Source organism: Pseudovibrio sp. Alg231-02, assembly GCF_900143565.1.
In the GTDB taxonomy this organism is placed as follows: Bacteria; Pseudomonadota; Alphaproteobacteria; order Rhizobiales; family Stappiaceae; genus Pseudovibrio.
Window position 1 is genome coordinate 220966 of the sequence record NZ_FREX01000010.1, and the last position, 7295, is coordinate 228260.

The 7295-nt window shown below is 52.8% G+C and carries 7 protein-coding genes; all 7 read right to left on the minus strand.

Annotated features, from left to right (window positions below):
* Positions 1-3 precede the first annotated feature (3 nt).
* The 7 genes from DHN43_RS22715 to DHN43_RS22745 all read right to left on the minus strand — a co-directional run bounded on the left by DHN43_RS22715 (position 4) and on the right by DHN43_RS22745 (position 6782).
* Positions 4-1359: a hypothetical protein gene (locus tag DHN43_RS22715; protein WP_108820139.1), complete on the minus strand. Its 1356-nt coding sequence runs from the start codon at positions 1357-1359 to the stop codon at positions 4-6.
* A gap of 10 nt (positions 1360-1369) precedes the next feature.
* Complete coding sequence (locus DHN43_RS22720; RefSeq protein ID WP_159096962.1) at positions 1370-2215, minus strand: DUF4123 domain-containing protein; 846 nt, start codon at positions 2213-2215, stop codon at positions 1370-1372.
* A 76-nt stretch (positions 2216-2291) separates the two neighbouring features.
* Positions 2292-4376 (minus strand): type VI secretion system Vgr family protein, encoded by a 2085-nt coding sequence (locus tag DHN43_RS22725; protein WP_108820141.1) that lies wholly within the window; start codon positions 4374-4376, stop codon positions 2292-2294.
* 66 nt (positions 4377-4442) lie between these two features.
* The gene (locus DHN43_RS22730; RefSeq protein ID WP_159096963.1) at positions 4443-4952 is read right to left on the minus strand and encodes a hypothetical protein; all 510 of its coding nucleotides are present in this window, start codon (positions 4950-4952) and stop codon (positions 4443-4445) included.
* A 2-nt stretch (positions 4953-4954) separates the two neighbouring features.
* Positions 4955-5851, minus strand: coding sequence for a hypothetical protein (locus tag DHN43_RS22735; protein ID WP_108820143.1), 897 nt, complete (start codon positions 5849-5851; stop codon positions 4955-4957).
* Positions 5851-6147, minus strand: a complete 297-nt coding sequence (locus DHN43_RS22740; RefSeq protein ID WP_108820144.1) for a hypothetical protein — start codon at positions 6145-6147, stop codon at positions 5851-5853. The genes DHN43_RS22735 and DHN43_RS22740 overlap by 1 nt, the downstream gene beginning before the upstream one ends.
* 119 nt (positions 6148-6266) lie before the next feature.
* Positions 6267-6782, minus strand: coding sequence for an Hcp family type VI secretion system effector (locus DHN43_RS22745; RefSeq protein WP_057465969.1), 516 nt, complete (start codon positions 6780-6782; stop codon positions 6267-6269).
* Positions 6783-7295: the final 513 nt, after the last annotated feature.

The window sequence follows — 7295 nt, forward strand, 5'->3', positions numbered from 1 at the left end:
CCTTTAGCTCGGCGCACTGGCTTGGATTGCGGAGGCTGTTCCACCAGCCACCGCACCACTAGCCGCAGCATTTTTAAAAATCTTCACCGCATCTTTTGTCAGAGCCCGGATCGTGTCTTCATCACGCAGATTACCAACTGCAAATTTGATGATCTTGCGAACAAATTCCTGAAACACATCGTCGAGCTTTCCGAGTGCTTTTTCGACCATACCAACTGCCTTGGATGCGAATTCTACAATCTTGCTAACTGCCAGTTCCGCTGCCTTGATCAACCCAGAGGTGTCACGCAATCCCCACAAGGTCCAGCTTGCCCGTGCTTCTGCCAGCGCTTTGCTGGCTTGTTGCTGCATGGTAGCCAGAAACTTTTTGAAGAGGCCCATAGCCTCCTTGATCAGTTTCTGAAAATCGGCCGCCAGATCCTGAAGCCATTTGACGGCATTGCCGGAAGAAAAGAAGCGCGCCACAGCCATGACGGAATTGATCATTTCTGGTGATGCGGCCTTCTTGAAGGATTTCAGGAAATCGCCTGTCGCCTTCAAAAACGGTTTGCAGGCATTGAAAATGGTTTTGAAAACCCCCTTGACGACCGATCCAACAGTAGGGACCAGCCCGATGGTGCAAATACCTAGCGATAGCCACAGCAACCAGCCTTCTTCCTCCCGCACCTTGCTATCACAAAGCTTCAGCACAATCGCAGAAACATCCCTGAGATCGCCAACCTGATCGATAATCGGAATAGCTGTCAGTGCTGCATCAAAGATAATCTGCCCGGTTGTCGGATTGTCATTCCACTCTCCTTGCAGCGCACCCCATATCCAACCAAACCAACTTTCATCATCAGCATCCAGTTTCCGTAGGGTATTTCTCGCACTTTCCTCAATCCGTTTATATTCATTGACTTTTCGCTGTGTATCATCGTCCAGCCCACCAAACAGACGACCAAGCGCAGTACCGTCAATCTCGTCGCGCATGCGCTCCGCTTCATCCCGCGCAAGACGCGCACGAACAATATCTTGGTTTTTCAGATAATCTGGATTCCGCTTCTGCTGGTTTTCCGGCTTGTATTCAATGGCATCCTCACCGGCCAGCACCATGGCAGCCTCGTTTGGCAGGCCATATATCGCCACCATGCCGTTGTCACCACAGGTGCCATTGGTCTCCGCCCCCCCCTCCAGGATCAAGTGAAACGGAGCCCCTGGAGACGGGAAAAAATCCTCATAATGAACAAAAACGGCCAATGCATTCGGACAATGGTCACAAATCCTGTCCGGGTGTTCCTTGACCGTTGAAAAATCAAGATCGGCCAGGTCAATCACATCTCCGGTTGGCTGACCGCCTGCTGTTTCTGCCTGTGTCATTGCCCCTGTCCTATGCTGCACCAAGCCTGGACGCATCCTTGCGCCTGGCCACCTGCGTCAATCGTTCGATTTTTGATTGCCCGGACATAAAATCTGGCCCGGAAAGAATGGACTTCGCCTCTGGCAGTACGCCATTTTCGTGGAAGCCCTCACCAAAAGCAGTCGTCAGGACAATGAACTTCACCTTGTCCCGTTCCATTTCAAATCCAAGCTTTTTGGCGGTTTTCTCCGATCTTGCAACGAGTGCTAGCAAGTCCTTATCACCGCGGTCAGTCAACTTTTCACCAAAGCCCTTACGCAGAAAATCCAAAATGCGTTCATGCCGAAGCTCAGTCTGCTTGCCCCGCAATGCTTCGAACTGCCTGGCACCTACCCGGTAGGGCGGAAGGCTGGCAATCCCGGCTTCTTCGGTGTGATTGATGCGATAGGTATAAAAGCGTTTGTCCTTGCTGTTCGGGGCGATATGAAAAGCCCCTAAATCACCACAGAAGGCTTGGGCCATTTCTGGTGTCATTGTGCTCAAAAATGTTTCGAGAAGGCGCGGGTCGTAGAAACGGAAGAGAACAGTTCTGTTCCCTTTAGGCGGATAGACATTTACCCAATTCCGCCAATGCTGAACGAGATGGGACGTAGCAACCCTATCAGATGTCTCGAGAAAGAAGCCCCAAGCATCATCACTTCGCGTCAGGCCAACAATATGTTCCCACATCTCGTCCTTGGGTCGGACAAGATGGGGCGCTTCGGTATTGTAATAATCCTCGGCCAGCTCCTCATAGAGACAAAAGCCATCCTCTTTCAGATCAGCCGCATGTCCAGGAACATCCTTGTTCCCGCAGGCATCAACAAGAGCAAACAATCTGCCCTCATCACGAAGAGATGCCAGATCATCCCAGCTGACATGATCAGGGATATTGGTATAGGACAACGCCATATCACCTGTATCCCCGGTCGGTTGCAAGCTCAGCAGCTTTCGGGTCCGTTGGCTCTTCAGGCGGTGGTGGGGCGGCATCCGCCGCCGTCCCCGGGCTACCACCCTGGTTGATTTTCACTTTGTTGCCGACAATCGTAACCCCGCCGGAATCAATCTTGACGAAACCACCCGGCCCCTTGATGGTCAGTTCTTCGGTGCCTTCCAGAACAATATTAGGTGCCTTGACCGTGGTCTTGCCCAAAATGGTCGTCGTCGAGCCTCCTTCAACCTTGAGGCTGTCCGATCCCTTGATCATGGTGGAGCGGTTGGCACGAAAACTGTTCACAACAGCCCCGTAAACCGTTGTATGCAGGGCGTTATAGACCTTGAAAAGCAGTTTGCCGCCAAAGATCCAGTTCGTCTCATTATCAATGCGACGATATTCATCTTTTGCTATGTGCTGATAATGGTTGTTCTTGACCAGCAGGTGTCGGTTGTTCTCGACAATCTGATGCCGGTCATGCCGGATATGTTCACGCCGGTCATTCTCGACAACGATGTCCTGATCTTTTTGGGCATGGACATATACTTGCTCCATCCCGGCCTGATCTTCAAACCGCAATTCGTTCGAACCCACACCCTTGTGGGTATCCGACTTGATTGTCATAACCGTTTTAAAGTCCGGCAGGGTGTAGGGAGACTTGTTGTTGTTGTGGTAGGTCCGTCCTGTGATGATTGGCTGATCAGGGTCGCCTTCGAGGAAGTCTACGATGACCTCGTGGCCGATGCGGGGGATGGCGATGTGGCCCCAGGAGGCGCCGGCCCAGTTGGAGGAAACGCGGATCCAGCAGGAGGAAGTGTCGTTTTTCTTGCCGTAGCGATCCCATGGGAACCAGACTTTCACCCGGCCATGTTCATCGCAGTAAATCTCTTCACCTTCCGGCCCGGTGACATGAGCGATCTGAGGGCCATCCACCAAGGGCTTTTTGAGCAGTTTGGGCCGGTATGGCAGGCGGGCGGGCATGACCTCAAACCCGGCACTGTAAGTGGTGGTGCCACTGCCAGCTTCCTCAGCCACGGCTTGCGGCTGGCTGCCCTGATGGGAGACGGTGAGCAAATGATACTTGATGTTGTAATCGCTGTTCGGGTGGTCCGTGAGGGCAAACTGATGACCGGCCATCAGGTGAATGGCATTGGTCGCGCCATGGCCTGTGGTGGCCTCTACACGTGCTGCCTCCAGCCGGTGTTTTGTGAAGGGCTTACCAACACCATCGGCCTTGTAGCGACCCGGATACTCATAGAGCGCATAGTCTCCGGCAGAGCCGTTGTCTTCACCGCGCTGATGGGCGTGTTGCTGGTTGTAAGGCGGGTTCTTGAAGGAATAATCGCGCTGCATGAAGCTGGTGGCTCGCAGCTGCTCACGCAGGACAAAGCTGGAGCAATAGACGCCTTTGACAGCCCCGCCAACCATGGTGTTGTATTCCAGCTTAGGCTGGTCCGGCAGCTGCGAGACAATCTGCGGGTTATCAATGAACTGCAGCGTATGCTGGCCATTGGCGCCATAGGTGAAGTAGTACCAGATGCCTTCTTCTGCCGTGATGCGATCTAAAAAGCTTAAGTGACTTTCCCGGTACTGCACGCAGTATTCGCGGGCCTCATGAGGCTCGGTCAGATCCCACTTCACATCCTCTACGCCGTGTTCTTTCAGCAGGATCTTGACGATCTCAGGTACGCTTTTCTTCTGGAAGATCCGGCAGTCAGAGCCATGGGCTAAACGGTGCAGGCTGGGCAGCAGCGTGAGCGAGTAACTGGTGCGGTGATGACCTTCATTACCACGGGCAATCTCAGCGACTACCCCGGAGAGATGGCGCAGGCCCTCGTATTTATGATGAATGGTCAGTGTGGCGGGCGTGTCCAGCAGGGAGTGCAAGTCGAGCGCATTGTCGGGACTGGCAAGCTCAATCTGGATCTGTGTGAGCCCGTTAAGGCGCTCTGTTGCCGAGAATCCGGTGACCAGCAACCCGGCCTCCGGGTCTGCAGGAGCTGCAAAGGTGAAGGCCAGATCTTGTTCCTGGAAGAGCTGCGGGATTTGGACAATAGCATTCATAACAAACTCACTGGCAAAAGAAAAAACAAAGGACGTACAAGTATTGAGAGTGGTCTGGAGGGCTCGTTAGGGCCTCACCGCTGGCGGTGGATAGGGTTTGGAATGCCATTCATCAGCGGGACATAAAGTGCCCGGGCGCGCATAGGTATGGAAGGATTTTGCCGGTGCGAAGAACTCGTTCTGGCAAAGTAAGTACCCTTCGTCTTGCGCTCTTTGCCCAATTGATTGCGCCCATAGGTTGCCAGAAATAGCAAAGACCAGGAGCGATCCAAAAATGAGAATGAGGTATGTCTTTACGGACCATTGCAGCCGTTGATGGCCCCAGGGCGTAAAGACAAAATGAGTGATGGGGATCGCAACAGATCCAAGAGCTAAAGCCTGGATGCCATGAGCAATTTCAAAGTTGTCTTGTCCAAGCTCAATGACCTGCTGCGCATACAGAAAGTCAGAGATCGTACTCCACACCAAAAACACCATCAAAAGATCGAGCGCGGCTGCGAACCCGTGGGCTCTGCGCGGATCCCGGCCAATCCACTGGCCAAAATGAACGGTTTTATTGATGTACCAGTTGATCATCATCACCGCCTGTAGATCTGGTTGTAAAGATCAGGTCCACCCAAATGCCAGATGGTCTCGCGTTCCAGATCATAGAAAAACCGATTGCTGCGGCGTTCAAGCTCTTCCACCTTCTGTCGCATGGACACCTGTGCTTCTCGAATGACTTGACCGGTTTTCTGAAGGCCGCGCGCAACAGCTTCTCCAGTCCAGCGCAAGGCAGCAGATAGCTTTTCTCGCAGGCCAAACATCTTGTCCAGTTGTCCAAGCGCCATGCCAACAGCCATGCCAACAACAATGGCACCAGCCGTAATGGCAAGGGCAGGAATAGCAACTGTGGTGATAGCACCTGCCAGAAGCGCGCCAGCAGCTGCTGCGGCCATACCAGCCCCAATGGCAACAGCCCCGATCGCCACATCGACAATGATGTTGGCAAACAGTTCGCTGTAAAGCTGCGTATCGCTCATGATGAACTGCATGACATCCAGGGCCACATAACAGGTGATCATGATGATCGCATTCGCCCGGCCACCTGCCCGAATGGCTTCAGGTCCAATGCCAAAAGCAACAACCTTTGGAGAGGACGACAGATACCGTGTCCCCTTAAGAACCTCGCGCACTGCAGGATAGCCCTTGAAGATCACGTAGGTCTTCCCATTGGCTATCTTTGTGTAATAACGCCCCTTAATACCGATCTCTTTTAGAAGCTGATGTCCTGACCGGCTGTCCAGCAATGTACCGGGCAAGGTGGCTAAATCTAAAGCTCCACCAGTCATAAGCGCCATGCCCTGATGGGCATCCACGATCGCCTGAGCAAACGCCTCAAGAGAGACCGCGATTGCCTCATCCTGAACCGGATTTACATCATGAGCTGCACTATGTTGTTGCGCCAGTCTCTGCTCCGCCAGCGGATAAACCATCAGAATATCTCCTTGTGCGGCTGATCCCCGGGTTTGACCATCAAGCGGTGGCCGGGAAACTGATCCAGAAAGCCCCGGATCTCCAGCTCTTCTGACAGATCTTCATGCAGTGCATCAGAAGACCGTTCAGGCCGGTCACGGCCTTGCAAGACCACATGCGCCGTGCCTGCCGGATCGCACTCTTTGGGTGCAGCTTCAGCAATTGCCTCCACCTTACGCCGGCGCCACAGCAAGCTGCGAAAGAAGCTACGCAAGTAGCCGCGCTTTGCTGAGGCTTTGCCAGAGACAAACTGCATATTCCAACTCCGCAGATCACGCCCAAATCAAATGCTGCCTATCGTTTAACTCGCCCATAGGCAGTGTCCGGGCCAAAGCTGGCCCGGATCTGACTTCCATCCTCAATGAGAATAGAGACTTAAGCTGCAGGCGCGCGCCAGTCATCAGCACCGGACGTGCCAGAGACTGTGTGCTCCCACATGATCTTGCGGTAAGACAGTTCAATGGTGATCAGCTGCGTGAAGTCAGCRTTCTTTGGATCCTGACAATGTGGCAGGCCACACTCGATGTTGGTGATCAGSGCATCTTCAAAGGAGGTGGTGAAGAAATGCTCCTGCTTGCCGGAAGAATTGGTGCGRTACCATTTAACTTCACACTTAGGCAGCATCTCACCAGAGACCAGCGCATTATAMAGCAGCGGGATGGACTTGTTCATGGAGCAGGTGAACTTGAACGGAGTGTGCACGCGCTGACCAGCTGGCTGGCCGGACTGGATATCACGAGGAATGATGACAGTGTGATCAATGGCCTGCACCATGATCTCGTCTTCATGGCCTTCCTGCCACACGTTACCGACGGAATCTTCAGTAAACGCGCCTTGAGTGATTGGACCCTGAGTTGACCCTTCAATGGTGATATAAGCGGGTGTTGGCATAGTATGCTCCTGGTGAGCGCCCTCCGTGTGCGGACAGACGCAGCAAAACAAATAAATGAACCCCATTTGATGAGAATGGGCCACAGCCCCAGACCCCAGTCTGCAGCTGCGTACCAACACAACAGCAACTTGCATGCCAGAGTGAGAGAAATAGAAGAAGAGAGCACACCAGAACTCGCTTACTTGTTGAAATAACTAGAGAATAAAATCTAATAAGATTCAGATCTGACCTAAATCCAGATCGTAGAGGGGAGTAATAATGGGCCAGAATTGGCCCGGAGACCTGCATCAAGCCCACGAATTTGGCGCAACACCTTGAAAATACTAGGAAAAGAAGCAGGCCAAAAATGGCCTGACCTAAGCCAAAAATGGCTTCCCCTTGTAATATAAGGGAAAATTCAAACAGAACCTCAGAGCCGAGATGCTTTCAAAGTCCCGAACTTCCCCCAGAACAACCTATTTTCATGAAGTACGGTAAACATTACAAACAGCAACCTGCTCACCGAGCAACAT

What these genes read in the sequence shown, in the direction of transcription:
- DHN43_RS22730 (WP_159096963.1), bottom strand. Translation starts at nt 4,952, where the DNA reads ATGATCAACTGGTACATCAATAAAACCGTTCATTTTGGCCAGTGGATT.
- DHN43_RS22735 (WP_108820143.1), bottom strand. Translation starts at nt 5,851, where the DNA reads ATGGTTTATCCGCTGGCGGAGCAGAGACTGGCGCAACAACATAGTGCA.
- DHN43_RS22740 (WP_108820144.1), bottom strand. Translation starts at nt 6,147, where the DNA reads ATGCAGTTTGTCTCTGGCAAAGCCTCAGCAAAGCGCGGCTACTTGCGT.
- DHN43_RS22725 (WP_108820141.1), bottom strand. Translation starts at nt 4,376, where the DNA reads ATGAATGCTATTGTCCAAATCCCGCAGCTCTTCCAGGAACAAGATCTG.
- DHN43_RS22715 (WP_108820139.1), bottom strand. Translation starts at nt 1,359, where the DNA reads ATGACACAGGCAGAAACAGCAGGCGGTCAGCCAACCGGAGATGTGATT.